38 protein-coding genes and 1 pseudogene are annotated in these 24,692 nt (G+C 52.9%); 31 read left to right on the plus strand and 8 right to left on the minus strand.

Annotated features, from left to right (window positions below; all coding sequences use genetic code 11):
* The first annotated feature begins 5 nt into the window (after nucleotides 1-5).
* The 27 genes and pseudogenes from C5F52_RS30245 to C5F52_RS14480 form a co-directional block, all read left to right on the plus strand.
* Entirely contained in the window at nucleotides 6-917 is a 912-nt protein-coding gene (locus C5F52_RS30245; RefSeq protein ID WP_236657872.1) for a hypothetical protein, read from the plus strand.
* A gap of 27 nt (nucleotides 918-944) precedes the next feature.
* The gene (locus C5F52_RS14360; RefSeq protein ID WP_104799086.1) at nucleotides 945-2,777 is read left to right on the plus strand and encodes a DDE-type integrase/transposase/recombinase; all 1,833 of its coding nucleotides are present in this window, start codon (nucleotides 945-947) and stop codon (nucleotides 2,775-2,777) included.
* On the plus strand, nucleotides 2,777-4,072 hold the full coding sequence (locus tag C5F52_RS14365) for an ExeA family protein (RefSeq protein WP_104799027.1): 1,296 nt from the start codon (nucleotides 2,777-2,779) through the stop codon (nucleotides 4,070-4,072). Before C5F52_RS14360 ends, C5F52_RS14365 begins: the two co-directional genes overlap by 1 nt.
* A 1-nt stretch (nucleotide 4,073) precedes the next feature.
* Nucleotides 4,074-4,310 carry a hypothetical protein gene (locus tag C5F52_RS14370; RefSeq protein WP_104799028.1) on the plus strand — a complete coding sequence of 79 codons (237 nt, stop codon included), beginning with the start codon at nucleotides 4,074-4,076 and terminating at the stop codon, nucleotides 4,308-4,310.
* Nucleotides 4,307-4,519, plus strand: coding sequence for a hypothetical protein (locus C5F52_RS14375; RefSeq protein WP_104799029.1), 213 nt, complete (start codon nucleotides 4,307-4,309; stop codon nucleotides 4,517-4,519). Before C5F52_RS14370 ends, C5F52_RS14375 begins: the two co-directional genes overlap by 4 nt.
* Nucleotides 4,516-4,791, plus strand: coding sequence for a hypothetical protein (locus tag C5F52_RS14380; RefSeq protein WP_104799030.1), 276 nt, complete (start codon nucleotides 4,516-4,518; stop codon nucleotides 4,789-4,791). The genes C5F52_RS14375 and C5F52_RS14380 overlap by 4 nt, the downstream gene beginning before the upstream one ends.
* Before the next feature lie 32 nt (nucleotides 4,792-4,823).
* Nucleotides 4,824-5,282, plus strand: a complete 459-nt coding sequence (locus C5F52_RS14385; RefSeq protein WP_104799031.1) for a hypothetical protein — start codon at nucleotides 4,824-4,826, stop codon at nucleotides 5,280-5,282.
* Between the two features lies 1 nt (nucleotide 5,283).
* Nucleotides 5,284-5,760, plus strand: coding sequence for a hypothetical protein (locus tag C5F52_RS14390; RefSeq protein ID WP_146100089.1), 477 nt, complete (start codon nucleotides 5,284-5,286; stop codon nucleotides 5,758-5,760).
* A gap of 14 nt (nucleotides 5,761-5,774) precedes the next feature.
* Nucleotides 5,775-6,134, plus strand: a complete 360-nt coding sequence (locus tag C5F52_RS14395) for an HTH domain-containing protein (RefSeq protein WP_104799033.1) — start codon at nucleotides 5,775-5,777, stop codon at nucleotides 6,132-6,134.
* Between the two features lie 20 nt (nucleotides 6,135-6,154).
* Nucleotides 6,155-6,775 carry a DUF3164 family protein gene (locus tag C5F52_RS14400; RefSeq protein WP_104799034.1) on the plus strand — a complete coding sequence of 207 codons (621 nt, stop codon included), beginning with the start codon at nucleotides 6,155-6,157 and terminating at the stop codon, nucleotides 6,773-6,775.
* Between the two features lies 1 nt (nucleotide 6,776).
* Nucleotides 6,777-6,965, plus strand: a complete 189-nt coding sequence (locus C5F52_RS29685; protein ID WP_146100090.1) for a hypothetical protein — start codon at nucleotides 6,777-6,779, stop codon at nucleotides 6,963-6,965.
* A gap of 114 nt (nucleotides 6,966-7,079) precedes the next feature.
* Nucleotides 7,080-7,739: a gp16 family protein gene (locus C5F52_RS14410; RefSeq protein WP_104799036.1), complete on the plus strand. Its 660-nt coding sequence runs from the start codon at nucleotides 7,080-7,082 to the stop codon at nucleotides 7,737-7,739.
* Nucleotides 7,736-8,107 (plus strand): Mor transcription activator family protein, encoded by a 372-nt coding sequence (locus C5F52_RS14415; protein ID WP_104799037.1) that lies wholly within the window; start codon nucleotides 7,736-7,738, stop codon nucleotides 8,105-8,107. Before C5F52_RS14410 ends, C5F52_RS14415 begins: the two co-directional genes overlap by 4 nt.
* A 38-nt stretch (nucleotides 8,108-8,145) precedes the next feature.
* On the plus strand, nucleotides 8,146-8,613 hold the full coding sequence (locus C5F52_RS14420) for a M15 family metallopeptidase (protein WP_104799038.1): 468 nt from the start codon (nucleotides 8,146-8,148) through the stop codon (nucleotides 8,611-8,613).
* On the plus strand, nucleotides 8,610-9,032 hold the full coding sequence (locus tag C5F52_RS14425; protein WP_104799039.1) for a holin family protein: 423 nt from the start codon (nucleotides 8,610-8,612) through the stop codon (nucleotides 9,030-9,032). Before C5F52_RS14420 ends, C5F52_RS14425 begins: the two co-directional genes overlap by 4 nt.
* Nucleotides 9,029-9,394: a DUF1353 domain-containing protein gene (locus tag C5F52_RS14430; RefSeq protein ID WP_104799040.1), complete on the plus strand. Its 366-nt coding sequence runs from the start codon at nucleotides 9,029-9,031 to the stop codon at nucleotides 9,392-9,394. The genes C5F52_RS14425 and C5F52_RS14430 overlap by 4 nt, the downstream gene beginning before the upstream one ends.
* Nucleotides 9,387-9,617, plus strand: a complete 231-nt coding sequence (locus tag C5F52_RS14435) for a TraR/DksA C4-type zinc finger protein (protein WP_104799041.1) — start codon at nucleotides 9,387-9,389, stop codon at nucleotides 9,615-9,617. The genes C5F52_RS14430 and C5F52_RS14435 overlap by 8 nt, the downstream gene beginning before the upstream one ends.
* A complete protein-coding gene (locus tag C5F52_RS14440) occupies nucleotides 9,614-9,895 on the plus strand; it encodes a hypothetical protein (protein WP_104799042.1) in 282 nt (93 codons plus the stop codon). Before C5F52_RS14435 ends, C5F52_RS14440 begins: the two co-directional genes overlap by 4 nt.
* On the plus strand, nucleotides 9,892-10,203 hold the full coding sequence (locus C5F52_RS14445; protein ID WP_104799043.1) for a hypothetical protein: 312 nt from the start codon (nucleotides 9,892-9,894) through the stop codon (nucleotides 10,201-10,203). Before C5F52_RS14440 ends, C5F52_RS14445 begins: the two co-directional genes overlap by 4 nt.
* Nucleotides 10,204-10,209: 6 nt before the next feature.
* Nucleotides 10,210-10,734 carry a DUF3486 family protein gene (locus C5F52_RS14450; protein WP_104799044.1) on the plus strand — a complete coding sequence of 175 codons (525 nt, stop codon included), beginning with the start codon at nucleotides 10,210-10,212 and terminating at the stop codon, nucleotides 10,732-10,734.
* Entirely contained in the window at nucleotides 10,731-10,931 is a 201-nt protein-coding gene (locus C5F52_RS14455) for a hypothetical protein (protein WP_104799045.1), read from the plus strand. The genes C5F52_RS14450 and C5F52_RS14455 overlap by 4 nt, the downstream gene beginning before the upstream one ends.
* 1 nt (nucleotide 10,932) lies before the next feature.
* Nucleotides 10,933-12,450: a terminase large subunit domain-containing protein gene (locus C5F52_RS14460; protein ID WP_236657873.1), complete on the plus strand. Its 1,518-nt coding sequence runs from the start codon at nucleotides 10,933-10,935 to the stop codon at nucleotides 12,448-12,450.
* Complete coding sequence (locus C5F52_RS29915; RefSeq protein ID WP_161499707.1) at nucleotides 12,447-12,602, plus strand: hypothetical protein; 156 nt, start codon at nucleotides 12,447-12,449, stop codon at nucleotides 12,600-12,602. The genes C5F52_RS14460 and C5F52_RS29915 overlap by 4 nt, the downstream gene beginning before the upstream one ends.
* Nucleotides 12,586-14,184, plus strand: coding sequence for a DUF935 domain-containing protein (locus C5F52_RS14465; RefSeq protein WP_104799046.1), 1,599 nt, complete (start codon nucleotides 12,586-12,588; stop codon nucleotides 14,182-14,184). The genes C5F52_RS29915 and C5F52_RS14465 overlap by 17 nt, the downstream gene beginning before the upstream one ends.
* Nucleotides 14,181-14,972, plus strand: a complete 792-nt coding sequence (locus tag C5F52_RS14470; RefSeq protein WP_201747022.1) for a phage minor head protein — start codon at nucleotides 14,181-14,183, stop codon at nucleotides 14,970-14,972. Before C5F52_RS14465 ends, C5F52_RS14470 begins: the two co-directional genes overlap by 4 nt.
* Nucleotides 14,969-15,454 carry a phage virion morphogenesis protein gene (locus C5F52_RS14475; RefSeq protein WP_201747023.1) on the plus strand — a complete coding sequence of 162 codons (486 nt, stop codon included), beginning with the start codon at nucleotides 14,969-14,971 and terminating at the stop codon, nucleotides 15,452-15,454. Before C5F52_RS14470 ends, C5F52_RS14475 begins: the two co-directional genes overlap by 4 nt.
* Nucleotides 15,455-15,592: 138 nt before the next feature.
* Nucleotides 15,593-15,919: pseudogene (locus C5F52_RS14480) on the plus strand (integrase core domain-containing protein); the annotation flags it as partial.
* Here C5F52_RS14480 and C5F52_RS14485 read toward each other — a convergent pair.
* The 5 genes from C5F52_RS14485 to C5F52_RS29695 form a co-directional block, all read right to left on the minus strand.
* Nucleotides 15,916-18,306 (minus strand): AAA domain-containing protein, encoded by a 2,391-nt coding sequence (locus C5F52_RS14485; RefSeq protein WP_104799047.1) that lies wholly within the window; start codon nucleotides 18,304-18,306, stop codon nucleotides 15,916-15,918. The pseudogene C5F52_RS14480 and the gene C5F52_RS14485 overlap by 4 nt on opposite strands.
* A 169-nt stretch (nucleotides 18,307-18,475) precedes the next feature.
* Nucleotides 18,476-18,832, minus strand: coding sequence for a GIY-YIG nuclease family protein (locus C5F52_RS14490; protein ID WP_104799048.1), 357 nt, complete (start codon nucleotides 18,830-18,832; stop codon nucleotides 18,476-18,478).
* 392 nt (nucleotides 18,833-19,224) lie between these two features.
* Nucleotides 19,225-19,797, minus strand: a complete 573-nt coding sequence (locus tag C5F52_RS14500) for a recombinase family protein (RefSeq protein ID WP_104799050.1) — start codon at nucleotides 19,795-19,797, stop codon at nucleotides 19,225-19,227.
* 62 nt (nucleotides 19,798-19,859) lie between these two features.
* Complete coding sequence (locus C5F52_RS29690; RefSeq protein ID WP_146100091.1) at nucleotides 19,860-20,429, minus strand: H-NS histone family protein; 570 nt, start codon at nucleotides 20,427-20,429, stop codon at nucleotides 19,860-19,862.
* A 15-nt stretch (nucleotides 20,430-20,444) separates the two neighbouring features.
* Entirely contained in the window at nucleotides 20,445-20,639 is a 195-nt protein-coding gene (locus C5F52_RS29695) for a hypothetical protein (protein WP_143474112.1), read from the minus strand.
* A 612-nt stretch (nucleotides 20,640-21,251) separates the two neighbouring features.
* Here C5F52_RS29695 and C5F52_RS14510 point away from each other — a divergent pair.
* On the plus strand, nucleotides 21,252-21,749 hold the full coding sequence (locus C5F52_RS14510) for a hypothetical protein (RefSeq protein ID WP_201747024.1): 498 nt from the start codon (nucleotides 21,252-21,254) through the stop codon (nucleotides 21,747-21,749).
* A gap of 52 nt (nucleotides 21,750-21,801) precedes the next feature.
* Here C5F52_RS14510 and C5F52_RS29700 read toward each other — a convergent pair whose 3' ends face one another.
* The gene (locus C5F52_RS29700) at nucleotides 21,802-22,002 is read right to left on the minus strand and encodes a hypothetical protein (RefSeq protein ID WP_146100092.1); all 201 of its coding nucleotides are present in this window, start codon (nucleotides 22,000-22,002) and stop codon (nucleotides 21,802-21,804) included.
* 67 nt (nucleotides 22,003-22,069) lie between these two features.
* Between C5F52_RS29700 and C5F52_RS29920 the strand changes: the two genes are divergently transcribed.
* A complete protein-coding gene (locus C5F52_RS29920; protein WP_161499708.1) occupies nucleotides 22,070-22,243 on the plus strand; it encodes a hypothetical protein in 174 nt (57 codons plus the stop codon).
* A 33-nt stretch (nucleotides 22,244-22,276) separates the two neighbouring features.
* Nucleotides 22,277-23,029, plus strand: coding sequence for a hypothetical protein (locus C5F52_RS14515; protein ID WP_104799051.1), 753 nt, complete (start codon nucleotides 22,277-22,279; stop codon nucleotides 23,027-23,029).
* Here C5F52_RS14515 and C5F52_RS29705 read toward each other — a convergent pair.
* Together C5F52_RS29705 and C5F52_RS29710 are read right to left on the minus strand one after the other, a co-directional pair.
* Nucleotides 23,004-23,708 carry a hypothetical protein gene (locus tag C5F52_RS29705; RefSeq protein WP_146100093.1) on the minus strand — a complete coding sequence of 235 codons (705 nt, stop codon included), beginning with the start codon at nucleotides 23,706-23,708 and terminating at the stop codon, nucleotides 23,004-23,006. The genes C5F52_RS14515 and C5F52_RS29705 overlap by 26 nt on opposite strands.
* A complete protein-coding gene (locus tag C5F52_RS29710) occupies nucleotides 23,705-23,908 on the minus strand; it encodes a hypothetical protein (RefSeq protein WP_146100094.1) in 204 nt (67 codons plus the stop codon). The genes C5F52_RS29705 and C5F52_RS29710 overlap by 4 nt, the downstream gene beginning before the upstream one ends.
* A gap of 503 nt (nucleotides 23,909-24,411) precedes the next feature.
* Here C5F52_RS29710 and C5F52_RS14520 point away from each other — a divergent pair.
* Nucleotides 24,412-24,692, plus strand: a 281-nt coding sequence (locus C5F52_RS14520) for a hypothetical protein (RefSeq protein ID WP_201747025.1), incomplete at its 3' end; no start/stop codon positions are given.

Here is a 24,692-nt window from a genome sequence, read left to right on the forward strand (position 1 = left end):
TAGCAATGCCACGCAAACCCACACAGACTCCTGTCGTCATTGATCAAGCAAACCCTGCCGTATTCGAGGCTGCCAGCGGCAACCTGAATCAGCTTGTCATGATCACCCATGAACAAGACGTTCTTGTCAGAGCCACTGCCGCCAAGGTTGGGTACCAACTGCCCGCCGATGCCACCGACCCTGACCTGATCCAGCGCGACATCTCGGCCAACATGCGCCGTAGCGTTGAGGCCTGCCTTGAGGTGGGGCGAGGCCTGACGGTGCTTAAAGCTGCGTGCTCACACGGTCAATTCTTGCCACGCTTAGATGTGTTGGGAATTGAGCCCCGAGTCGCTCAGAAGTTCATGGCGACCGCAGCCAAATTTGTAAATGCGTCGTCAACGCCGCTTTTGAAGGCCATTGGGAATCAGACCAAGCTGTTTGAAATGTTGGTCTTGGACGATGAAGACCTTGAGGAGTTGGCATTAACCGGCCAAACCGGCGAGCTGAGTTTGGACGATGTGGCCACGATGAGCGTGAAAGAACTGCGCGTAGCTGTGCGCAGCCTGCGTGGCGATGTCGATGCCAAAGACAAAGTGCTCGACGCTGCGCAAAAGAAACTCACCAAACTGCAAGTGCAGGCTCAAAAGAAGATCGCAGCCGACACCGACTGGCCCGATGCATTGACACCCATCACCGACCAAGTAGCTGCTGCTGGCCGCGCCATCGCCAAGGCCATCAGCGACTTGGAGACCTGCCGCATTACCTTGATGGAGACGGGCCAAGCCTTAGAAGCCGACTTGCAGCCCAAATACGAAGCCGCCCTGGGCCATGTGGTGGAGGTGTACGAAGCCGCGCTGGGCAAGGCCGAGCGCGACATTCAAAAAGAGCGCGTCACCTTCGACAAGAGCTTGGGCGCTTATGGCGATGCGGCCTGAGTGCGCGTGATCTGAATGGACACCGACATGGCCGCCCAACTCTCCCCCGATCTGTTGCAAGAGCTGTTCAGTCTGCGTGACGCAATAGCCGCTGCTCCGCACGGCGCGGCCACGCAGCTGGTGCACAACTTTGCCAACCTGATCGGCAAGAACCCCAACACGGTCTATACCTGGCTGCGTCAGCACGCCGGGTATGCCGCAGGGCGCAAAAAGCGCTCAGACGCAGGCACCACCGCATTGCCTGACGAGACGCTGCACTTCATCGCCGCAGCCAAGCGCGAGGGCATGCGTGCAAACGGCAAAGCCACGCTGCCCACAGCTGTGGCCATGAACATTGCGCACACCAACGGTATCGAGATCAATGTGTCCGAGAGCCGGATCAACGCCCTCATGCGTGCTCACCGTCTGGATCAAAAGGCCCAAGCCGCTGCCCGCAATCACATCACCATGCGCAGCCTGCACCCCAACCACCTGCACCAGATTGACCCCTCGCTTTGCTTGATCTATTACGCGCCTGGCGGTGGCCAGCGAATCATGCGCGATGAAGAGTTTTATAAAAACAAACCCGCCGCGATCAACAAGATCAAGCTGAAGGTTTGGCGCTATGTGCGCTACGACCATGCCAGCGGCACGGTGGACGTGCGCTACTACGAGGCCGCAGGCGAAAACCAACACAGCCTGTTTGAGTTTTTGCTCTACACATGGGGCGAGCAACCAGATCGCCTTTCACACGGCGTGCCCAGCATGCTGCTGTGGGACAAGGGCAGCGCCAACACCAGCTTCGCCATCAAAAACCTGCTGGATGCGTTGGGTGTTGACCACCAAACCCACGCCACCGGCCACAGCTGGGCCAAAGGCGGTGTGGAGCAAGGCAACAACCTGGTCGAGACGCACTTTGAAAGCCGCCTGCGCTTTGAGCCGGTGGACAGCGTAGCCCAGCTCAACGCCAGCGCCGCCCAGTGGGTGCGCGACTACAACGCCAACGCCATTGCCCACGTGGACTGCCGCTTGGTGCGTGCCAGCGGCGAACCCTTGGTGCGCGATGACCTTTGGCAGCTCATCTTGCGCACCCCCGGCGCACTGGTGCAAATGCCCGAGCGCGATGTGTGCAAGTGGTTCATGACGGCGCAAGAGCAAACCCGAGTGGTGCGCGACTTGCGCGTAAGTTTTGCCCACCCAGAGCTGGGCCGCGTGGGCAGCTATGACCTGCGACCTTGGGCTGAGTTTTTGGGCAACGGTCAAAAGGTGGCCACCACGCCAATGCTGCTGCAAGACGCAAGCCTGCGTATCAGCATTGAGCGGCTGGGCCAAGAGCCGCTGATTGTGATGGTCAAGCCCGACACTGAGTTTGACGACTATGGTCGCCCCGAGTCAGCCCCTGTTGTCGGTCAAGAGTTTGCCCGTGCACCAGAGACTGCCGCAGAAAAAGCCGCCCGCTCACTGTCAGCCGCCGCCTGGGGAGAAGGCACCACGGTTGAGGGCGCAGAGCAATTGCGTGCCAAACAAGCCCGGCCATTCGCCCATCTCAATGATGGCAAAGGTCTGGTCGCACACAGCCACCTTGGCAAGACCAATCTGCCAACACGTGTTTTGCCCAAAGCAGGCGATGTGCAAACCGATGTGGTCACTGCGCTCCAAGCCCAGGTGCAAAAGGTTCAGGTGATGCTCACCGTCCCCGAGGCAGTGCGCAGCATTAAGGGCAGGCTTGGCGATTCGGCACCGGCTGACCTCTACAGCCAGATCAAAGACGCATTCCCTGGTGGCCATGTTCCCCAAGACTGGGCCGACCACTGGGGCGAAGAGATTGCCGCCACCGGCACCCACGGCGGTGCCGCCACGGGCCTTCGGAGGGTCAAGTAATGCAATACCCCGACCGCAAACCAACGGCGCTAAAGCTCAAGGCATTGCTCAAACGATTGGGTGTGCCGCAAGCACGCTTTGCACGCAGCTTAGGCATCAGCCCTGGCACCTTGGCCGACATCCTGAACTGGGGTTGCAAGCCCTCCAAGGGCTGGCCTGAATTGCACCTTGCCATGCAGCAAGAGTTAGAGCAGCTCGGCGCGTCCGCAGGCGCTATCGCCAGCGCCTTCGATCACAGGGCGCAAGTCGCGCCGAAAACGCCCGCCGCCCTAGGCGGCTCAAAGCAAAACGCCCAGCGTTCCAGCGCTGAGCGTTCCACCGTCACGCCATCCAGCGAGACATCTTCCACTGCCACAGAGAAAGAGACCGACATGCTACTCCAAAAGCAAACCATGACGCACGCCACCCGCCGCCATTTCGGCATCGGAGCAGACCCATTCAACAACGACATCGCTGCGAGTGGTGATGTTTTCGTAAGCCCAGATATTCGCTATGTGCGCGAGACGCTGTGGCAACACGCCAAGCACGGTGGCCTGCTGGCCTTGGTTGGCGAATCCGGCTGCGGTAAAAGCACCACGGTGGCCGACTTCAAAGACCGCCTTCAGCGCGAAGGCCGCGACGTGATCATCATCGAACCCAGCGTCTTGTACATGGAGGAAAACGACTCCAAAGGTAAGACGCTTAAAAGCGCGGCCATCGTGCAAGCCATCATCGCCACGATTGCCCCTTCGGTGCCACCGAAGCGTGATGCTGAAGCACGCGCACGCCAGGTGCACCAAATGCTGACCGCTGGATACCGCGCTGGCCAGCGCCACGTGCTGATTATTGAAGAAGCGCATTGCCTTCCAACCGCAACGCTGAAGCACCTCAAGCGCTTCGCCGAGCTAAAGGACGGTCTGGCACCGCTGCTCTCGATAGTTCTGGTTGGTCAGCCAGAGCTTCGCCAACGCCTGGCTGTCAATAACGCTGAAGTCCGCGAAGTGGCCCAGCGCTGTGACTTGGTCGAACTTCCAGCACTCGACAACAACCTGGGCGACTACCTGAAGTTCAAGCTCAACCGTGTCGGTTGCGCACTAGACAAGGTAATCACCCAGGACGGCATTGACGCTTTACGTGAGCGCCTGACCTTTGCCCATCGACGTGCAGGCACTGGCAAGGCACAAGCGCAAGTCATGACCACCTCGGTCAGCCTGGTGTATCCGCTCGCTGTCGCCAACGCATTGACAGCCGCCATGAACCTTGCGGCCAGCTTGGGCGCACCCGTAGTTGATGCCGACATCGCGCGGGAGGCGTGACATGGCTGCAATTGCTAATCACGATTACACGCAGAGCGTATGCCTTTGCCCTGAGTGCGAGATAGCGCGCGGTTTTGACAAAGCGCCGTTGCTGAAGTACGCCGTCCGAGTTGATGCCGATGGAGATCAGCACTTCTACACCGGCCTCTTCCCGTCCAGTTGGGATGCCACCGCCGACGCGCTGGAGCGATTTGGCGAGGACGTCACTCGAATTCACGTCAGAAAGGTTTCAGTATGAAGCGCACTTGCGACCAACTTGGCCTGTGCCAAAACAAAAAACCACGCTGCAATGGATGCAGCGCACAGCACTTCTTTGCACCTGGTGTGATTGACCACCAACGCACCCGCATGGAGCGCCGCCGACTGGCTCGCACTTGGGTTGTCCGCATCTTTGCTTTGATGGCCGTGGTTGGCTTGATTGGCTTTTGTGCGGGGTATCTGCAATGACGATCACTGCAATGCCAACGATGGCCAACCCCGAGGCTTTCACCACGGTGCCAGAGCTTCGTGAAGAGCTGCGCCGGGCCAACGATAGCGTCTTCGCCTTGGGCGAGCGCCTGCACCGCATGAACTGCCTCGCCAACTATCTGAGCGACAGACTGATCAAGTTGGTGCAAGCCCACATCGGAAACGATCAGGCAACGCTCAAAAATGAACTCGCCGAACTGGCTGCTCATTACGAACGAGAGCAAAAGGCCAAGCAGGGAGGGCTGCACTGATGCAAGTCCGCTGCCCCTCCTGTGGCGCTCAGATGAGCCTGGACGTGATCGTGGATGAAGGCGCTGCAGCACAAGCCCTGCAAGCCGCCTTGGACATGAGCGCCATTGGTGCCTTGGTGATTCGTTACCTGGCACTGTTCCGCCCGGCCAAAAACAAGCTCACCTGGCCGCGTGTCGCCGCGCTGCTGGGTGAGCTGCTGCCGCTGATCAAACAGGAGCGCCTGGAGCGTGATGGACGCGTGCATGAGGCACCGCTGCATGCCTGGGCATCGGCCATCGAAAAAACGATTGCTGCACGCGATTCTGGTGCCTTGCGTCCGCCTCTCAAATCGCACGGCTACCTGTTCGAGGTAGTGATCGCCGAATCGGCTCGGGCAAGCGCCCAGACCGCCGTGGTGCTGCAAGGCGGTGATGTCGCCTCCATCGCCAAACCCTTGTCCACCACTGCCCAGGCGATTGCCCGCCTGGAGCAACGCAAGCGAGGAGGCTGACGTGAGCGCGACATGGTCAAACGCACCCCACTGGCTGGAGGTTCGCGTGATTGAAGGGCTGCAAACGCTGCTCACTCTTCGCCTGCGCAACGCTCCCCCAGCAGACACCATCGACGCGGTGGTGGAAGTGTGGCTGGCCGTGTTCATGTCGCGCAATGTCGCCTGGCTAGAAGACCGCGATGCACAGCGCATTCAAAGCGCCTTTCTGACCATCGCGGGCACCGTTGATTTTTGGCCTGCCCCGGTGCAGGTCTTTGATGTCATGCCGCGCCCACCCGAACCGATGAAGCTGGCCGCACCACGCCCCGGCCCCATGCCACCCGCGATCAAGGCACAACTGGATGCCCTGATCAAAGGCATGGTCGGTGCCGGTCGCCCCGCCCGCGCCAAAGAGCAGCAGCAACGCAGCACCCCCGAGGAGTTGAGCCAGGCCGAAGCCGAACTGCGCCAACACCACGCGGCCCTCAAGAACCGTTAGACAGGAGGCACGCCATGACCCAGCAGCAGTTCATCTTCCCAGAACCCAAGCGCGACACGCTCGGCAGCATCGTTCTGTTCCACCTGTCCCGCGATCACAAGGGCCGCACCAAAGGCATCAAGGCCGGGTTGCTGGCGGTCACCACGGGAATTCATGAGCGCACCCTGCGCACGGTGATCTCGAAGCTGCGCGAAGAAGGCGTGCCTGTGGTGGGAGCGCCAGAGACCGGCTACTACATCGCCCAAACCGCCGACGAACTTGAGGAGTGCTGCGCCTTCCTGCGCTCCCGAGCCATGCACAGCCTGTCCATTGAGGCACGGCTGCGCAAGGTACCGCTGCCCGCCTTGTTGGGGCAGCTCAACTTGAACACCTGATTTTTAACCTGGAGAACGCTATGAGCACAAAAACTGATGTCCCTGCAGGGTACCGCGCCGATGCCAAAGGCTGCTTGATACCCGAGAGCATGATCAAACCGATTGACCGCACCCGCGATGAACTGGTCAAAGAAATGGCACGCCAAGCCCGCATCGTCAGTGACGGCCTGCGCGAATTCAAGGCCCGCGTCTTCGCCGACATCAATGCCTTCGTGGAGTTGTCCGCTGAGCAGTACGAAGTCAAGTTGGGCGGCAAGAAGGGCAACCTCACGCTGTTCAGTTTCGACGGTGCCTTCAAGGTGCAGGTGGCCATCGCCGAACACATGATTTTTGATGAGCGCCTGCAAGCAGCCAAGCAGCTCATTGATGAGTGCATCACCGACTGGTCACAGGGTAGCCGCGACGAAATTAAGGTGCTGGTGCAAGCCGCCTTTCAAACCGACAAGGAAGGCAAGATCAACACAGGCCGCGTGTTGGCACTGCGCCGCCTGGACATCCGCGATCAGAAGTGGCAAACGGCCATGAAGGCCATCGGAGAAAGCCTGCAAGTGGTCGGCAGCAAAGAGTACGTGCGCTTTTATGAGCGCATCGGCACCAGCGATCAGTACCGTCCGATCAGCCTCGACGTGGCAGCGGTTTGATATGAGCCTCGCCAGCTTCGATGCCCAGCAGCAACTCATCAAAGAACGTGGCCACAACTTCGGTCAGGCGCAGTGCTGGATTTGCCCGCATTGCTTTGACGATGCCCACCACTTCAGTGATGCGGCAGGGTGTGAGTGGCAGGGCAATGCACGCGATCACCGCATCCAGATAGGGCCAACCGATGTTTGATTTTCCGGCAGTTGCCAGCCGTTTCCCCGGTCAGGTGTTGGAGCCCGACCGGGGCTTTTTCAATAGCGCAGACAGGACGCTCTTGAAAGAGCCTTTGACTTGGAGAAAAGCACCATGAAACCCGCTACCGCGCCCGACCTTCGCCGCCGTGAGTTGGCACAGATTCACATCGCCGTGCAGCAGCTCGGCATGACTGACGATGATCACCGCTCGCTGCTGTGGTCGGTGTGCCAGGTCAAGAGCGCCGCCGATCTGGATTGGACTGGCCGCAAGCGTTACCTCGACCACCTGAAGAAGCTCGGCTTCAAACCCCGTACCAAGGCAGGAAAACCAAGCCAGCCACGGCCACGCACCGGCACGCCAGCACCCAGCTCACGCCCGTTGGCCCATGACGCAGAGAGCCGGAAAATCCGCGCCCTGTGGATCATGCTGCATCAGCTCGGTGCCGTCAGGAACCCATCCGAAGAATCACTCGCGGCCTACGTGAAGCGGATCGCCAAGGTTGACGCGCTCCAGTGGATCACGGGCGAGCAGGCTGAGACGGTGATTGAGACGCTGAAGAAGTGGTCAATGCGTTACCTGCCCGACCAGGTCAAAAGCATGGCCCAGCAGCTCGCCACCTCCATCAAGGCCGCTGAAATTCAAGTGGCACAGGAAGACCTGATCAACCTGCGTTCTCTGGTTGGCATTGCGCAAAACCGGCAAACTTTCGACCCCATGCAAGCCGCCTGGGAGGCACTCAAAAAAACAATTGAAAGTGGAGGCACATCATGAGCCAAGCAGTCCCCCCAACCGTTATGACGTTTCCCGATGGGTATCCCGAGTTGCTGGAGCAGATGGGCCAAATCTTGGGACGCAAGCTGCTCGACCTCGGTCTGCCGCTGGCGATTGCCAATGCCAAGGCGTTCGAGATGATCGAAGCCATCCGTGAAGAGATCGGTGGCCAGCAGCAGTACATCCCCAAGGGCGAGGCTTACGAGATGTCGATCCGCGACGAATCCATCTATGCCAAGTTCAAGGGGGCCAACTACCACGACCTGGCCCATGAGTTTGACCTGACCACGGTGCAGATTCGCAATATCGTCAAACGTGGCCGCGCACGCGACGTAGCCAAGCGCCAAGGTGCGCTGTTCCCCGCATAACTTTCGGATTAAGTTTTAAAGCACTTTAATCGCCTTAATTGACCGTCGCCGCCACCATTGGCGGCATGGTTAATTCACGTTCCCTCTCCGATCTCCTGCCACCCGCACGCGCACGGGTACAAGCGTTCCTTGACGCTTGCAGCAAGGCGGGCATCGACATCCTCATCACCTCGACCTACCGCGACCAAGAAGCCCAAGCGGCCTTGTTCGCTCAAGGGCGCACGGCACCCGGCAAGCGCGTGACCAATGCCAAGCCTGGCCAGAGTTTTCACAACTGGCGCGTGGCCATCGACGTGGTTCCTCTTCGCGCAGGTAAGCCCGTCTGGGGCACCACTGGCCCCGATGGTGTCCTGTGGGAGCGCATCGGCAAGATTGGTGAGTCGGTTGGCCTGGAGTGGGCTGGCCGTTGGGACACCTTCCGTGAATTCGCCCATTTTCAATACACGGGCGGCCTCTCACTGGCGCAGCTCGCTCAAGGTTTACAACCCGGAGGTGCCGTCGCATGAATCCCCTACTCATTGGCCCATTGCTCGAAATTGGCAAGTCGATCATCAGCAAGGTTTGGCCTGACCCTACGGCACAAGCCGAAGCCCAACTCAAGCTGCTGCAGTTGCAGCAAGCTGGCGAATTCAAAGAGCTGGAGGCCAACCTTCAGCTCATGCTGGCACAGACCGACATCAACAAGGCCGAGGCCCAAAGCGCGAGCAACTTCCGTGGTGGCTGGCGGCCATTCATCGGCTGGGTGTGTGGCTTTGGACTGGCCTATCAATTCCTGATTCGACCACTGGCCAATGGTGTGTTCTCCTACCTTGGCCACGGCATGCCTATGCCTGATCTGGACACGTCCACCTTGATGGCACTGATCACCGGCATGCTCGGTTTTGGAGGTCTGCGCACCTTTGAGAAATCCAAAGGTATGGCATGAGTGCATTCACCACGCCCGCCGACCTGCGCATGCTGGACAACTACCAGTGGGAGCTGCTCACCGAGTTCGATTACCACGTCGGGGCACTTCCCAGCGAGTCCGTGATCCGCATCCCCGCAGGCACGGTCACCGACTTGGCCACTGTGCCCCGCGTGCTCTGGACGATCTTCCCGCCGCATGGCCGCTATGCCAAAGCGGCCATCGTGCATGACTTCTTGTATGAGCGTGCCATCGGCACCAAAGCCTGGGCAGACCGCGTCTTCCTGGAAGCAATGGAAGTGCTGGGTGTTCCGAAGTGGCGGCGCGTATTGATGTATTGGGCCGTGTGCCTGTTTGGCCGAGGGAACTATCAGCATGGCTGACATTGCAGACCGCGCAGAAGCCCTTGAGGCCAACCAACGTGAGGACGCGCTCGCCGCATTTGCGCGCTCACGTCAAGAGCAGCTCTCACGCGAATCACTCAGTGAGTGCGAGGCATGTGAGGTGCCCATTACCGTTGAACGACAAGTGGCCGTGCCTGGTGTGCGGCTTTGTATCAACTGCCAGTCACGACTGGAACAACAAAAACGAAGAGGACTGGCATGACCATTCAAGTTGATTTTTGGCACCTGATGGGTTTGCTGCTGAGTTTTATCGGCACGTTGGCCACATTCGGCATGGTGTTGATCAAACAGATCGACGCCCGCATTGACCATCAAAACGACCGCGTGAGCAAGATCGAAACATCACTCAACGAAACGCTGACGATGTTGCCCCTGCAATACCAACGCCGGGAGGATGCCATCCGCTTTGAAACCGTACTCAACGCCAAGCTCGACGCTATTGGCTCCCGAATTGAACGCCTCATGGAGAAGTCCGCATGACCCCAGACCTCGAAAAAGCCCGCCGTGAAAACCTGCGCTGGCTGATTCTGCTGGCCCTCAACTCTGCTCAACCCGTGGGGGCGAGTGAGCAAGTGGTGTTCTCGGCGATCACGCCGATGATGCCTGACCTGACCCAGCTCGAAATGCGCCGCAACCTCGACTATCTGGCCGAGCGCGATCTGATCACCATCACGGGCCGCGACATGCAGCCACAGTGGTTCTGCAAGCTCGACCGCTTTGGGCTGGACGTGGTGGAGTACACCGTGCCCTGCGAGCCTGGCATCGCTCGTCCTAACAAGTACTGGTGATCCGCCATGCCGCCCCGTTCCAAGGTTGAGCAGTTGCCACCCGAAATCAAAGCCTGGCTTGATCAGGCTTTGGTGCAAAGCAATTTCAGCCAGTACGAGCTGCTGTCTGCCGAGCTGAAGAAGCGCGGCTGCGAGATCAGCAAGACGGGCTTGCATCGTTATGGCCAAGACTTTGAAGAGCGCCTCAAGACCTTGCGCATGGTCACCGAGCAAGCCCGCGCCGTGGTGCAGGCTTCGCCCGATGATGACGGTGCTGTCAACGATGCCTTGGTGCGCCTCACTCAAGAGAAGATGTTCGGCATCCTCATGGAGTTGGAAGTTGACCCCACCAGCATTGATCTGACCAAGCTGGCCCGCGCTGTGGCCGAGCTGGGCAAGGCCTCCGTCGCGCAAAAGCGCTGGCAGATGGAGGCACGCAAGTCAGCGCTGGCCGAGGCCGCCAAGGAAGCCGGTATCGCAGCCAAGAGTGTCGGCCTGACCGACGACGCGGTCGAGCAGATCAAGCGCCGCATTTTGGGGATCGCCGAATGATGCTCCGCCTGTTGCCCACCATCGCCGCCTTGATTGGCGGCTTTTTGCCTCGGTTCATCTGGACGCTGCCAAGCCTATCCATGCCCAGCGTGGGCGGCTTTGGTGGCCGTCGCAAGGGCAGCAATGCCGCCATCAAGCGCCAGACCACCAAGCGCCGCAACATCGCCAAACGCCTGCCGCTCAGAAAGCGCCGCTGACATGACCGCCGTCTTACTCCCTTATCAGCAGCAGTGGATCGCTGACACCGCCCAAGTGAAGGTCTGCGAAAAGTCACGCCGTGTCGGCCTGTCATGGGGTGAGGCTGCGAACTCAGCACTGGAAGCGGCCAAGCAAGGCGGGCAGGACACCTGGTATCTGGGCTACTCGCAAGACATGGCCCAGGAATTCATCCGCGATTGCGCCTGGTGGGCTGGGCACTACCAAATCGCCGCCGAGGCAATGGAGCAGATCGTGGTCGAAGATGAAGACCGCGACATCTTGGCCTACCGCATCAACTTTGCCTCTGGCAACCGCATCACCGCGCTGTCCAGCAGCCCACGCAACCTGCGCGGCAAACAAGGCCGCGTGGTGATTGATGAGGCGGCTTTCCACCCTGATCTGCCCGACCTGCTCAAGTCAGCCTTTGCGCTATTGATCTGGGGCGGTAGCGTCTCCATCATCAGCACGCACTTCGGGGTGGACAACCCGTTCGCCGACCTTGTCAACGACATCCGCGCAGGCAAGAAGCCCTACAGCCTGCACCGCATCACCTTCGATGAAGCGATTGAACAAGGCTTGTGCCAACGGGTGTTCGCTGCCAGCAAGCGCATCTGGAGCCCCGAGGCTCAAGCCACCTGGGCCGAGGAAATCCGCGCCATCTATCGCCCCAACGATGCCGAAGAGTTGGACTGTGTGCCATCGAACAGCACGGGTGCCTACCTGTCCCGCGCCCTGATCGAATCGCGCATGAGCAGCGATTGCAAGGTGCTTCGTTACACCTGTGCGGAAGGGTTTGATCAGCTGCCCGACCACGTGCGTGCAACGCATGCAGAAGAGTGGCTGGAGCGTGAGGTAGCCCCCTTGCTGGCCACGTTACCCCGCACAGCACGCAGCAGCATCGGTATGGACTTCGGGCGCAGTGGCGACTTGTCCGTGTTGATCCCGCTGCTGGAGATGCAAGGCTTGGAGCGGGTCAACCCGTTCTTGGTGGAAATGCGCAATGTGCCCTTCAAGCAGCAAGAGCAGATCGTCTTCTGGATCACCGACCGCCTGCCACGCTTTGGCTACGGTGCGTTTGATGCCCGAGGCAACGGCCAGTACTTGGCCGAGGTGGCCATGCAGCGCTATGGCTCCAGCAGCATCGCTCAGGTGATGCTCACGCAAAACTGGTATCTGGAAAACATGCCTAAGCTCAAAGCCGCCTTTGAGGACGGCACGCTGGCCAGTATGCCCAAAGACCGCGACATCCTGGACGATCTGCGAGCAATCACCGTGGTCAAGGGCATCCCGCGCATTCCAGAAGGCAAGACCAAGACGGGCCAAGGCCAACAGCGCCACGGTGATGCCGCCGTGGCTTTGTGCCTGGCGTGGTTTGCCAGCAATCAAGGTGGCGGCTCCATCGAATACATCGAAGTGCCGCTTGGCGGCTATTCAACAGGCCAAGCCGCACCCAGCAATTTCATGCGGCCAACCACCAGCCTGGACTTGCCGCAAATTGAACGCCGTGGGGATTGGTGACCGACATGATCGTGTTCGAGTGGATTGTTCAGGGTTTCTTTTTTGGTATTGGCATCGCCGCCAGCGCGGTGGCTATCGAGTTTGTGACCAAGCGCCTTATTCCCAAAGTTTGGCGCTGGTTAAAGGAGAGTGTTTATGGCGAAATTGGTTGATCAGTTCGGGCAACCGCTTGAGAGCGGTACGCTCGACCAACCCCAGACATCACGTCTGACCACGCTGCATCGGCAAGTGGCTGGGCATCCGTCGCGGGGCATCAATCCGGCACGCCTGAACTCCATCCTGGAGTCGGCTGAGCAGGGCAACCTGATCTCGCAGCATGAGCTGTTCCGCGACATGGAAGAGCGCGATGGCCATGTGTTCTCTGAGCTGAGCAAGCGCAAGCGTGCCGTGATCAAGTTGAACTGGGACATCGTGCCCCCGCGCAACCCAAGCAAGGAAGAAGAGAACCTCACGGCCTATGTGAAAGAGCTGCTGCAGGACATGAGCGACTTCGAGGACATGCAGTTTGACGCGCTCGACGGCATTGGCCACGGCTTTTCAGCGCTGGAGCTGCAGTGGCAACGCATCGGCAGCGACTGGACGGTGCAGTGCGCCAACCATCGGCCTCAGACATGGTTCCAGCTTGACCTTGAAACCCGCAACGAACTGCGTCTGCGTGACAGCTCACCCGATGGCGAAAAGCTCCAGCCCTTTGGCTGGATGCTGCACATTCACCGTGCCATGAGCGGTTACACGGCCCGTTCAGGCTTGGCACGCGTGCTGGTTTGGCCTTACTTGTTCAAGCACTTCTCCGTGGGCGACCTGGCCGAATTCTTGGACATCTACGGCCTGCCTTTGCGCATTGGCAAGTTCCCCTCGCAAGCCACGGAAACTGAAAAGGCCACCTTGTGGCGTGCGGTCGCTGGCATTGGCCACAACGCCGCAGGCATCATTCCCGCCTCTATGGCCATTGAGTTTCAGGAGGCCGCCCAAGGCTCCGAAAAGCCCTTTCAAGCCATGATCGACTGGTGCGAAAAGACGCAGTCCAAGGCGATCACAGGCAGCACCCTCGGCATGGACACCGGACGCGGTGGCATTGGTGAAGGGCTGTCTAACATCCAGAACGAAATTCGCCTGGACATTCGTGATAGCGACTGCAAACAGTTGGCAGGCACCATCACGCGGAGCCTGATTTACCCACTGTTGGCGATCAACAAGGGTTGGGCCGACATTCGCCGCTGCCCGCGCTTTGTGTACGACACGCTGGAAGCCGAAGACCTCAAGACCTACTCGGACAGCCTGCCCAAGTTGGTGAGCATCGGCATGAAGATTCCCACGCAGTGGGCGCATGAAAAATTGCGCATCCCGCAGCCAGCGGACAACGAAGACGTGCTGGCCACTCAGGCCGCACAGCCTGCCACGCCAGCGACTGACAAACCAAAGGCGACAACCAAAGCCGCACTGGCCGCTCTGTCGGCAAGCCAAAGCGACGGCAAAACCGCTTTTCCCGACCAGGACGCCATCGACGGTGCCTTGGCCGATCTGGATGCCACCTTGCAGCCTCAAGTCGAAGCCTGGCTGAAGCCCGCTGTGGAGGCGTTGACCAAAGCCAGCACCGCCGAGGCCGCGCTGGAGCTGCTGGCCAGCGAAAACCCACTGGTGGCCGATAGCGTGCTGATTGAAGCCGTGGCCCGTGCCATGTTCATTGCCGAGCTGGTGGGCGCTGATGCAGTGCTTCAGGAGTTGGGTGAATGAACGTCGATCAAGCCACCATCGTCGCAGCCATGAAGATGCCGCCAGACCAGGCGGTCGAGTTCCTGCGCTCCAAAGGCTTGCAGGTCAGCGATTCATGGCGCGATCTGTGGCAGGTCGCCCATCGCCGGGCCTTCACCGTGGCGCGGTCGGCAGGTTATGACGTGTTGGAAGACATCCGGCAAGCCTTGCTGGATGCCCTGGCCAAAGGCGAGAGCTACCAACAGTTCACCGACAAGCTCACGCCAACCTTGCAAGCCAAGGGTTGGTGGGGCAAGGCGATTGACAAGGCAACCGGCGAAATCACCACTTACCACCCTGATTCCAGCCGACCCGTTGAGTTGGGCAGCCCGCGCCGCCTGAAGCTGATCTATGAGCAGAACATACAGACGGCCTTCATGGCCGGTCGGTACCGCAGCATGAAGGACTCCACGGGCACGCACCCATATTGGCAATACGTCGCAGTGCTGGACAGCCGCACGCGGCCAACACACCGAGCCATGAATGGCCGTGTGTTTCGTCATGACGATGTGGCTTGGTCGGTGGCATATCCACCCAACGGCTGGCGGTGCCGGTGCCGGGCTACGCCGCTCTCTGAATCCACGCTTCGGCGCGAGGGTTTGGTGGTTGGCTCCGCTGAAGGCTACGTCCAGCAGGTCGATGTACCCCAGAAGGATGGCTCCATGCTCAAGGTCAAACGCCTCGTTTTGCCGGGCATGGACAAGCCATTCCAGCCAGATGCAGGCTGGGACTACAACCCTGCCGCCGATTACCACGGGAGCAACCAGTGAGCGAGCTTCGCCTTGAGGTCAACAGCAGCGCCGTGAGCGCCGAACTGGCCTCTATTCAGCGCCGCCTGATGAATCCACAGGTGCTGATGCGCGGCATCTCGGTCGAGTTGCTTTCTCTGACCGAGGCCGCGTTTGCAAAAGAAGGTGATGGGGAGAAGTGGCCGAAGTTGGCGCTGTCCACCATCCGGCGACGTGAGAAGAAGGGCCAATGGCCTGGCAAGATGCTCCAGGTGTCAGCGGGTGGCTTGGCCGCCAGTGTCCAGCCGTTCAGCAACAGCAAAGAAGCGGGCCTGTCGGTTTCCAAGCCTTACGCGGCCATTCACCAGTTTGGTGGCCAAGCTGGCCGAGGTCGCAAGGTGACCATTCCCGCCCGTCCATATCTGCCCATGCGGATGAAAGGCACCGATCTGGAGCTGACCCCGAAAGCCAGCGAGTCAATTTTGGGCTTGATGCGTGATTTAGTGGATGGGAAGCTCGGTTGAGCCGCCCGAAGTCGAGCCGGTTATTATTTTCGCCTGTTGCAAGCGTTTTTTAGAACCCGTCCCGTTTCTTCCCGATTGTTCCAGCCTCTTCCCGGATTTATCTCGTTACTTCCCTTGGGTTTATCTCATTCCCGTTCACATTCGGATAGGGGGTCGCAATACGTCTCCATCTTGTACACCGAGCGTCTAGCGCAAGCGGGCATAGAACCCTCGGTGGGGAGTCGTGGTGACAGCTATGACAACGCGTTGGCCGAAACGATTAACGGGTTGTACAAGGCCGAATTGATTCACCGCCGTGCGCCTTGGAAAACGAAGGAGTCTGTGGAATTGGCAACCCTTGAATGGGTGTCATGGTTCAACCACCACCGACTGCTGGAGTCGATTGGGTATATTCCACCTGCCGAGGCTGAGGCCAACTACTATCGGCAACTCGCTGAGAAGGCCAACACCGAAGTGTTAACTTAAACCAACTGGCCTCCTCGAAATGCGGGGCGATTCATATTCCACAGTTCCTCTAGGTCAAGTCGCTTTGCTTTCAAATCCGCAATCTGGCGTAGAGCATTGAAATGCTCAAGATGCGTTGGTTCTCCTGCGGCGACCTTAACGCCTTTAAGTAAATGCCTCCATTCGGATTTTGTTGCTAACTGAAGGAAGCCAAGTTTTCCCCCGCCTTCAAGATGGAAGCAAATCTGACTCAGCAGCGCAAATTGCTTATGTATGGCAATTTCATTCGAAAGCGTGGCTCTGTGTTGAAGTGTTAGGGAGTACTTTGCGCTTGACTCAACCGCCGATTCAATTTTTTCAATTAGTGATGTCCAAACTTGACGCTCAATTGCTCCATGTAAGCCCGCAACGATAGCGAACGGCCTCCAGCTTTGAGCAAGCAATTCATCGTCAAATTCCGACAGTAAACTTGCCAGAACTAAGGCAAGTTCCTCACTCTTTACTTCGCTTTCGAGCCATTTGTCTTTTCCTGCTGATATGTCTTGTAAAAGTAGCGCCTCGAAATCGGCGACCATCGACTTGAATTGGCTTTCATTTGGCAAGTCAGGTAACTTAGGAACGTGGAGTCTGGAGTCGTCCTCTTCACTTTGATCGAATGAAGCGCCGAGTACATACAGTCGTTCGATGTCTGTGATCTTTGCTTCAATACTGACGGAAACGTTAATTGATGAAGGTATCCAATCATTACCTTTTTTGTTTTGTAAAACTAACCTAGCCGCATCAGCAGGCGTGTATTTTTTTACACCTAGATCAATTGTCTTGTACTCATTTTCAATTGCTTCCCTCAGCAAGTGTTTTAAAGCTAGCTGCCTTTTGATTAGTTCGTTGCGCTCTTCTTCATATCGTTCGGCCTTTTTAGCAAGGCTTTCATATGTTTCGCTCGTAAGTCGTTCAGTAATAGAGCTAACAGCAGACTCAAGCTGACGTCTAGCCAATTGATCGCTCCCTAGAACAGATACGCACAAGGGTTTAAGCATGTCAGGCACTTTGTCTCTTAAAACTCTAAGTGCCTTAGTCGTGTGAGCCGTAACAAGAATGGATTTACCCTGAGAAAGTAAGTGCCCGATCAAGTTGCTAATTGTGTGAGTCTTGCCTGTACCCGGAGGACCTTGAACAACCACTGATCCACTTCGATCAAGTCTCTTTACGATTTCAATTTGTTCTTCGTTTGCTTCGTTGACAAGAAGAATTTCTTTTGAGGAAAAAGACTCAGGGAGTTTTGATCCATGCTCAGCATGTGACGATGAGCCTTTTTGACTGTCTGATAAACCAGAAGCACTCCATTCAGTCGCTTCTCCAGTAATCTGAGAGAGAGACTGGGGAAACAGTGGCTGTCCATCAATGTGATCAAGAATTTTATCGACCGCGTTCGCAATACCTGCCGTTCGATTTCTTAGTACAAGAACTGGATCTCTCCAGATACGAGGGTAATTCTTATTTCCATCGCTTGGCTCGTCTAGGTATTCGCCCTTCGTAGGTGACACTGTTAGTGCGAAGGCTTTTAGGAATGCCGATGTGTCTTCCCATCCCAATGGGTGATATCCGGAATTTTCTAATTCTTCTTTTCTGTTACGAATCGAAACTGATTCAACTTCCTTGAGATCAAGGAAAAGATTGTTATAAAGCTCAACCTCTCTATCCGTCTCATGTACTGTGAATTCTGGAATGTTTGGGTTGAACCTTAATTCGACGCGTTTAAGGATGATCGGGTGCTGAATGCTTACTGCCCCGTCAATTCCTGACTCCGTACTCCAAGACAGCATGCCATCAGCTAGGACTAGCTCAAGCTTTTCACCTTCTTTATCAATTCTTGAATACAAGGTGTAAAAATTTTCGAAGTACTTCATTGCGCCACGAGCAATGATTTCAGGCGCTGTCCATTTCTTGCGGTCAACTAACCAATCGGCAAACTGATCGACTCGCAATTGCTCATCAGTGAAGATTATTGTCTTCGTAACCTCAATTTCATTTCCTTCTTCATCAATCTCAATTGCTTGATGATTTTTACTTTCAGCAGTTTCGGGGTTTGTGTATGGGTCATCCCAGCCGGGTAGCAACCAATCTAAGCAGGACTCTGGAGGATTTGGGCATCTTGTGAGTTTTGGTCTAGAGACTCGAATCAGTACATCAGGTACTTCTAGTGAGTTCTCAACTTTTACAGGACGAAACAATTGCGCAGAGGGATGCTTCGGCATTTCAGCGATACGAATCACATATTGCTGATCACTTAAGCGTCTAACAGGACGAAACTGAATTTGGTTCGCTTCTTTAAGAAAAGCATATAACTGCCTTACTTTTAAGCGAAGTTTGTCTGCCACACCATCAATGGGGTTAACGATTTCCGTCACTTTTCGACTCCATTCTGCATAGGGAAGACGCCGTCTTCAAGGCACTTTGTAGTTTTTTGGGCGGGCGTGAAATGTCGCTTAACTATTGCTTGAAGCAGATTCAGAACTATTACGAGATCTTGCTTGAGTTCTGAATATGCTTCTTTGTAGCTTTTGTGAAGTTTTCGCTTCACGTCAATTCACCAATGTTTGATGCGCTCTGCAGATCTGAGTCATCTACGACCACATCAACCTTATGAATAATCTCTTTCAACTCGGTAAGCAGAGAGGCTTCTTTGACTTGATTTGCGTCAGCACGGAAAAACTCTCGATTTGAGCGAATGCGCTTGTCGGAAAAGATGCGATGCAGTTTGCCTTCCACCAAGGCCGAATTACCAACCTCAGCGGCATAGAAGCACTGGAATGGCAACGGCATGCTGGTGTTGTCCAACTCCCTGATTCGTTGCTCGACGCTGGTGGTTGTGCGTCCAATTTTGACCATGCCTTCCATGGCCTCATTGGTCAGGACGTAAACAATTTCAGACATCAACTTTCTTTCTTCTGGCGGGTAGACACAGGGAAGTGCTCATTCTCTACGTTTTTGATTATTTTTTGGGCTTGGGAGACGTATCTTTTGACATGTGCGTCAAAGATGTTTCGTCCTAGCAACCGTTCGGCGGTGGTCTTGGACAAGTCCTGTCTGCTGGCCTCTTGGTTGAACCGCATCTCAACGCCAATTTCCAAGAAGGTCTTGCGCTCTTGCTTGGAAAAGGCATGGTTGGCTAGCCATAGGACGTGGGCTTCTAATGTCCGTCCAAAGTAGTGCACCAAGTTTGGATAAAGAGCATCATGAAAGCTGAAAGGGGGGGTTCTAAATTGTAGATGTGAGGCCATACGAGGGACAGGGTCCAGAACGTTGGCAAACCCCCCTGACGCTGATCAAAGTGAAGCTATGACAGTGCAAACTCCAACACGTAACTGTTTGGCGATTTGCTTTTTGCCGAGCCCATTTTCATGAAGTAATCTAATGGCGATACGCACTGATTCATTCATGTTGGTAGGACGACCCAGCTTCACCCCGCGCTCTAGGGCCCTTTGCTGCCCAGCACGGATCTTTGCTGCTATCAGCGTCTTTTGATAGTGCGTCATAGCATCTACAAACTTAAGCACAGTAGGCCCTTCAGGATTGCTCGTATCAATACCCTGATTCTGAAACAGCACTTCTACCTTGCAGCTTTGAAGACGTTGAATCAAACGAACCAAGTCTTCAAGTGAATTCCCAAAAATGGATATGTCCCATACCATCACTTTGGAAAATACTCTTTTTTCAGCCATTTTCATCAACGATTCAAGACCTGTCATGGGCTCCCTAGGATTCAAGCATTGATCGCCTTTATCAGAGAAGATAGCAACAACAGAATCCCCTGATTGAAGTGCAAATTGCCGCATTGCAATTAGCTGATCATTGGAAGGCTTCAGATGGGATTCACGCGTGTAGATTGCAACCCTCATGTCACTTTACCGGCCTGAATAGCTGCATTCTGAACAGATATGGGGTGCATGTTGATGGGAAATTATTGAACTACATGAACGGGAATTTGACTCAATGGTGTTGTTGGTTCAATAAGTGCAGACTCAAGTTGGCCTTTTTCTCGGAGATCTGAACACCAAGTAGGCGCTTTACCCCGACCAGTCCAAGTCAACGAAGGATCTACGGGATTACGATATTTGGCAGCTACCTTAGCTCGAACCAGAGTTTTCTTTATGCCCTTTGAAGTTTTCACCGTTTTAGAACTTGTTGGACTGGTTCCATTCAATGCATTCAAGATTTTGGACGCCGGTAATTCAGCTTCGTTTGCAAGACGAAGGATCTTAGCCATGGTTCGTTCTTGATATTTCTTCTTGAGTACTGGTTCTTTGTTCAAAATATCATGCATTCGTTTTTTAAAAGATTCAAGAACTGCATTAGTGAAAGTCATGGTAATAATCCTATTAAGTTTTAACACTTGTATTTTATGGATTTCTGAATTTATCGCCAAATCAAGCTCATCGAGGATGTAATTGTCTTCATATGGGGAAGTGATGGCTAAAGAAGAAAAAACAAGTAAAAAACCCGCACAATGACGGGTTTTCTTTAAAAGCATGAAATATCAGTATTGTTAAATTCTTCCATAACTTACAAAAAGGTCATAGACCTCGACTTGAACAGACTTGCCGTTTAAACCTTTTTTCCATCCATGACGGAGTGGATAAGGAACACCCAAAAGTTCAGCTTGAATCTTTTTAAGCCCAGTACCACTCTTTTGACCGAACGTGATATTTGCAGAATTTAACACTATAAAATTTGAAGACATATATTATCCATAATAATATTTGGACAGCGTGCAATAATTATGCGTGCTGATTATGAATCGACTTGATTCATACTCTGTTTCTCCAACCACCTCATCTAAAGTCGTGTTTAGTGGTAAAGGCTGAGAAATCTAGCGGTTAAAGTATTAAATTAGTTTCTTAACTTTTCTTGACCGTCAATCCTCTCCTCATAAACTCCCATAAGAACATATCAAGATTTCGACATCGTTCCGCTTGCATTACAGCCCAGTAGATTAAATCATCCGGAGCATTACATAAGCGTTGTCCGCTACCTCGACCATTTGGTATAATCATATTTTTATTAAAATGTCTTTTGTTCCCCATTGTTACTCCTTTAAGTATGGATCATCGGTGTCCATATGCTTATTGTAATATTTCAGATATAGAAAGTCAAGGATTTGATAAGGAATTTGACAAAACAAATAATCAAAATATAGCTTGCAATTGGTGATGCGTTTACAATACAATATATGCCTAAGCCTTTTGTTGATGATTTATATCAATCTTTAAGGTGAGTACCCCATACATTCACCTGCATATTATTTCAAATGTGGTCAACACAACTTGCCCAAATTATTGTTCAATGAGTGTGAATGAATTCAATGGCCCCGATTTTGTTTGACCGTAAGGGATTGCTTGCTGAGGTTATGTCTCAGTTTCGGATCAGCATATCTGGCTACCATGGAACCAATCACTGGACGCGAGTTCGGCATCATGCGTTAACCATTGCTAAAGAATCTGGAGCAGATTTGTTGGTTGTGGAACTCTTTGCTTTTTTGCATGACAGTCAAAGGATCAATGAAAATGAAGATCGCATGCATGGAGAAAGGGCCGCAGAATATGCCGAGTCATTGAACCAAATTTATTTCGACCTGCCGGATTCAGGGCTCGACAAGTTGGTGCACGCTATTAGATTTCACAGCTATGGACATGTACATGAGTGTGTCACTATCCAAACCTGTTGGGATTCCGACCGGCTTGACCTAGGAAGAGTGGGTATCAAACCAAATGAAAAATACCTCTCACCGTTTGCTGCTAAACATATTGATGCAGCCTATGAATGGTCTAAGCTCAAAAGAATTAACGATTAAATGTTCTTCCATTGCTAAACTGCATAGAATACTTGCATAGCAATTTATGACATTAATCAGGTTTTCTAGGGTTAAGACCTTTAACCATTTCCATCAGTGCATCGGCGGTTATCTCTGTCCATTCGCCGTGATGTGCAGCAATGAATTTTCGTTGTGTATCTTTTGACATCGATTTATCGCCAAGCAGACGAACATATTCAGCTAAGCATGAAATCCTAGGGTTAGTATTGCGATTACGTCCAGATCTTTTCATTTGAGCCTTTCTTGTTGGTTGATCAATTACACGAGAAAATAGATTTGGTAATATAATGGCATCATATATGAATGAAGATAAAGTAGAACTCTATTGCACATACGACGAATGCCGTAATGAGTGGCAACTTTGGTATCCAAGGCCTTTAGGAGGAATGGAAGTACTTGAGTCATTCACCAATGAAGCAGATGCAAAGCAATTTTGGGAAGATCAAATTGATAGTGCCGATTACGACGCCTAATTGGAAATTTACTAATAGATTAATATCCTTTCAATGATTTTTTCGCATTATTGGCTTCAACGACTTTATGACAACGGTGAGTTTGATGAAGAATTCACAGAAAAGAGCTTCTCCACAAACTTAAAACTCGTCTCCAGAGACATCTCAAATCATGCAATCACATCTTTGATTCAAGAGGAAATTCCCTATTGGAATTTTTTATGCCTAGTAATTCTTCGTGGATTAAAGCATTCCTTAATTACAGGCAGGCTAAATCCCAATGAATCTGGAGTGATTGATTTAGCTTGTAGATCTATTGGAATTGAAAATGCAGGACAATGCCTAAGAAGTCATGGAGTAAAAATCTTGATTCCAAACATCATTAAAATTTTGACTGAGTGGGAAGAAAAATCACCTAAAAGAGTTTTTCCCGATTATCTAAAGAAAAACCTGCAATTTTTCACAGATCACTTAAAGCTAAGTGAAGTCGAAGCTGCTATCTTCGGTCTCTTCATCTTGATCCAATCAGAGCCGATCTTGAGTCGATCACTTGAACTCATGGGTGAAATGAATTGCACTCATGTTCCACGAGTGATTGCCACTCTTCTTAATTTACCCTTGGAAGAGGTGGAAACAGCTTTCTTACCCAAAAATAAACTGCATCAATTTTCCTTGGTTAAACTAAATTTGACTGGCGTATCGGATATTTCTACCTGTTTCAATCTGATGCATCAAAATTTCGGTAAGCATATGTGTACAAGGCAAGACAGTCCATTAGAGATCATCTTACATTTGATGGGCGAATAACTTCTGATAATGGTCCAAAGGCGGGGAATTCTTCATTATTTCTGGAATACAATTTCCCTGCATATAAAACCCAATTGATATCACATCGCTTAACACAACTACTCATTATTAAGTATTTGTGGAAGGGTTTTAATGTGTTCTCACCAATCAATTGGTCCATCTTATCCTGATGAGTTGGATGAACCGCAAAGATTGCATGGTGGTGTAGTCTGGTAGAGAACTCTAAGTTATTTCTCTTTTTTCTTGAAATGACTCTAGTTACTTTCGACTCATGTTCATCAATGAATGCATACACGATTGGCTGTGATGCCTTTTTTGCTACCCCTTTATGCCAATGATTGTCTTCGAAAATATGATCTGGCAAGAGGTTATCCCAATATGTCTGTCTGAAATAATTGTTGATATCTTTGGCGGTTGGTGTATGAGTTTCCCAGTCTTGATATGTAATTGTTACCGCATAAAGAATATATCCTTGGCTTTGTTTTTGTTCAATTAGTTTGCCAATACTTCTGACATGTGGATGAATCAAAGAGGTTCTGATAATTCCATGTTGTCTATAAGAATAATACTCCTGATCTAAGTAGTTTGTCTTGTCTTTATAGATTGATTCATCTGAGTGGTTTGAATTAGTAATTGATTCAGTTGATGTTTCAGTATCTCTTGTTTGAATGTTTTTCATAATTGTTTCTTATATTTTATAATCAGGCACCCCAATTTAAATTGACGCTGCATCAGATCAATTTCAGCACTTAAATCAACTACCCGAATACGAGCCAGCTTTGATCTTTCTTCTTCAATGCCACAAAGGAGATGTAGTGCGTTTTTCCAAACTGGGGATGATGAAGTGTGGACTTCATTTATGAATGCACGTTTGAACATATTTATTCTTTAAATGGGCATTTGGATGTATTTATGCTTTGCAATCTACAGGCGATGTTTAACCTGCATTTGCTGCATGAATGTTTTTTGGTCAGGGTTCGGCGTCTTGTTAAAGGATAAATCCCAAGAGCGGAAGTGATATTTCTCAAACTGTCAAACTATTAGAGGGTTCAACAGGTTAAAGGTAGCGTTTTATTTGGTTTTTAATTTAGATTTTTCATATGTATAACTCTCGTATGTATAAGACGTATATGCAAACTAAAACGTAAATTGACCGTTTAAAGCCGTCAATTTATGTACTTAAGCTATTGTGCAATACTGACTCAATGCCAGTTTCTTCATGCCTTGTATAAGTATGCGCTATTCAATGTCAACAAATCAAGTACTTTGAAATAATTTCTTGATTGAGCTACATGCTTGTACGTACCAAGATAAGGCTTTGCTGCATACTTCCAAGTGTATTGACTAAATTTATTTTTTGTTCGGCATGGTCATTTTGATACATGCAACAGCCACTCTACAAGTACCTACCTAAGCAATATCTGCAAGCATTCCTTTCACGTGGCAGCTTGAAGATAGGCACACTGCACGACTACAGAAAAACTGAATCCTATGGGGATGTCATCGGCGATAAAAACGAAGGCCTTCACAAGACAGAGTTGTTTTTGGAAGGTGGTGGCGAAATTGACCTAGCATCCAACTCACCAGAGTCTGAGTATTTTCGTAAACATGTATTACAGCCAGAACAGCGAGATGCCAAAGTCAAAATCATTCTCGAAGATGG

Source organism: Limnohabitans sp. TS-CS-82 (assembly GCF_002943475.1).

What these genes read in the sequence shown, in the direction of transcription:
- C5F52_RS30245 (WP_236657872.1), top strand. Translation starts at nt 6, where the DNA reads ATGCCACGCAAACCCACACAGACTCCTGTCGTCATTGATCAAGCAAAC.
- C5F52_RS14360 (WP_104799086.1), top strand. Translation starts at nt 945, where the DNA reads ATGGCCGCCCAACTCTCCCCCGATCTGTTGCAAGAGCTGTTCAGTCTG.
- C5F52_RS14365 (WP_104799027.1), top strand. Translation starts at nt 2,777, where the DNA reads ATGCAATACCCCGACCGCAAACCAACGGCGCTAAAGCTCAAGGCATTG.
- C5F52_RS14370 (WP_104799028.1), top strand. Translation starts at nt 4,074, where the DNA reads ATGGCTGCAATTGCTAATCACGATTACACGCAGAGCGTATGCCTTTGC.
- C5F52_RS14375 (WP_104799029.1), top strand. Translation starts at nt 4,307, where the DNA reads ATGAAGCGCACTTGCGACCAACTTGGCCTGTGCCAAAACAAAAAACCA.
- C5F52_RS14380 (WP_104799030.1), top strand. Translation starts at nt 4,516, where the DNA reads ATGACGATCACTGCAATGCCAACGATGGCCAACCCCGAGGCTTTCACC.
- C5F52_RS14385 (WP_104799031.1), top strand. Translation starts at nt 4,824, where the DNA reads ATGAGCCTGGACGTGATCGTGGATGAAGGCGCTGCAGCACAAGCCCTG.
- C5F52_RS14395 (WP_104799033.1), top strand. Translation starts at nt 5,775, where the DNA reads ATGACCCAGCAGCAGTTCATCTTCCCAGAACCCAAGCGCGACACGCTC.
- C5F52_RS14400 (WP_104799034.1), top strand. Translation starts at nt 6,155, where the DNA reads ATGAGCACAAAAACTGATGTCCCTGCAGGGTACCGCGCCGATGCCAAA.
- C5F52_RS29685 (WP_146100090.1), top strand. Translation starts at nt 6,777, where the DNA reads ATGAGCCTCGCCAGCTTCGATGCCCAGCAGCAACTCATCAAAGAACGT.
- C5F52_RS14410 (WP_104799036.1), top strand. Translation starts at nt 7,080, where the DNA reads ATGAAACCCGCTACCGCGCCCGACCTTCGCCGCCGTGAGTTGGCACAG.
- C5F52_RS14415 (WP_104799037.1), top strand. Translation starts at nt 7,736, where the DNA reads ATGAGCCAAGCAGTCCCCCCAACCGTTATGACGTTTCCCGATGGGTAT.
- C5F52_RS14425 (WP_104799039.1), top strand. Translation starts at nt 8,610, where the DNA reads ATGAATCCCCTACTCATTGGCCCATTGCTCGAAATTGGCAAGTCGATC.
- C5F52_RS14430 (WP_104799040.1), top strand. Translation starts at nt 9,029, where the DNA reads ATGAGTGCATTCACCACGCCCGCCGACCTGCGCATGCTGGACAACTAC.
- C5F52_RS14435 (WP_104799041.1), top strand. Translation starts at nt 9,387, where the DNA reads ATGGCTGACATTGCAGACCGCGCAGAAGCCCTTGAGGCCAACCAACGT.
- C5F52_RS14440 (WP_104799042.1), top strand. Translation starts at nt 9,614, where the DNA reads ATGACCATTCAAGTTGATTTTTGGCACCTGATGGGTTTGCTGCTGAGT.
- C5F52_RS14445 (WP_104799043.1), top strand. Translation starts at nt 9,892, where the DNA reads ATGACCCCAGACCTCGAAAAAGCCCGCCGTGAAAACCTGCGCTGGCTG.
- C5F52_RS14450 (WP_104799044.1), top strand. Translation starts at nt 10,210, where the DNA reads ATGCCGCCCCGTTCCAAGGTTGAGCAGTTGCCACCCGAAATCAAAGCC.
- C5F52_RS14455 (WP_104799045.1), top strand. Translation starts at nt 10,731, where the DNA reads ATGATGCTCCGCCTGTTGCCCACCATCGCCGCCTTGATTGGCGGCTTT.
- C5F52_RS14460 (WP_236657873.1), top strand. Translation starts at nt 10,933, where the DNA reads ATGACCGCCGTCTTACTCCCTTATCAGCAGCAGTGGATCGCTGACACC.
- C5F52_RS14465 (WP_104799046.1), top strand. Translation starts at nt 12,586, where the DNA reads ATGGCGAAATTGGTTGATCAGTTCGGGCAACCGCTTGAGAGCGGTACG.
- C5F52_RS14470 (WP_201747022.1), top strand. Translation starts at nt 14,181, where the DNA reads ATGAACGTCGATCAAGCCACCATCGTCGCAGCCATGAAGATGCCGCCA.
- C5F52_RS14490 (WP_104799048.1), bottom strand. Translation starts at nt 18,832, where the DNA reads ATGTCTGAAATTGTTTACGTCCTGACCAATGAGGCCATGGAAGGCATG.
- C5F52_RS14500 (WP_104799050.1), bottom strand. Translation starts at nt 19,797, where the DNA reads ATGAGGGTTGCAATCTACACGCGTGAATCCCATCTGAAGCCTTCCAAT.
- C5F52_RS29690 (WP_146100091.1), bottom strand. Translation starts at nt 20,429, where the DNA reads ATGCTTTTAAAGAAAACCCGTCATTGTGCGGGTTTTTTACTTGTTTTT.
- C5F52_RS29695 (WP_143474112.1), bottom strand. Translation starts at nt 20,639, where the DNA reads ATGTCTTCAAATTTTATAGTGTTAAATTCTGCAAATATCACGTTCGGT.
- C5F52_RS14510 (WP_201747024.1), top strand. Translation starts at nt 21,252, where the DNA reads ATGAATTCAATGGCCCCGATTTTGTTTGACCGTAAGGGATTGCTTGCT.
- C5F52_RS29700 (WP_146100092.1), bottom strand. Translation starts at nt 22,002, where the DNA reads ATGAAAAGATCTGGACGTAATCGCAATACTAACCCTAGGATTTCATGC.
- C5F52_RS29920 (WP_161499708.1), top strand. Translation starts at nt 22,070, where the DNA reads ATGAATGAAGATAAAGTAGAACTCTATTGCACATACGACGAATGCCGT.
- C5F52_RS14515 (WP_104799051.1), top strand. Translation starts at nt 22,277, where the DNA reads ATGATTTTTTCGCATTATTGGCTTCAACGACTTTATGACAACGGTGAG.
- C5F52_RS29705 (WP_146100093.1), bottom strand. Translation starts at nt 23,708, where the DNA reads ATGAAAAACATTCAAACAAGAGATACTGAAACATCAACTGAATCAATT.
- C5F52_RS29710 (WP_146100094.1), bottom strand. Translation starts at nt 23,908, where the DNA reads ATGTTCAAACGTGCATTCATAAATGAAGTCCACACTTCATCATCCCCA.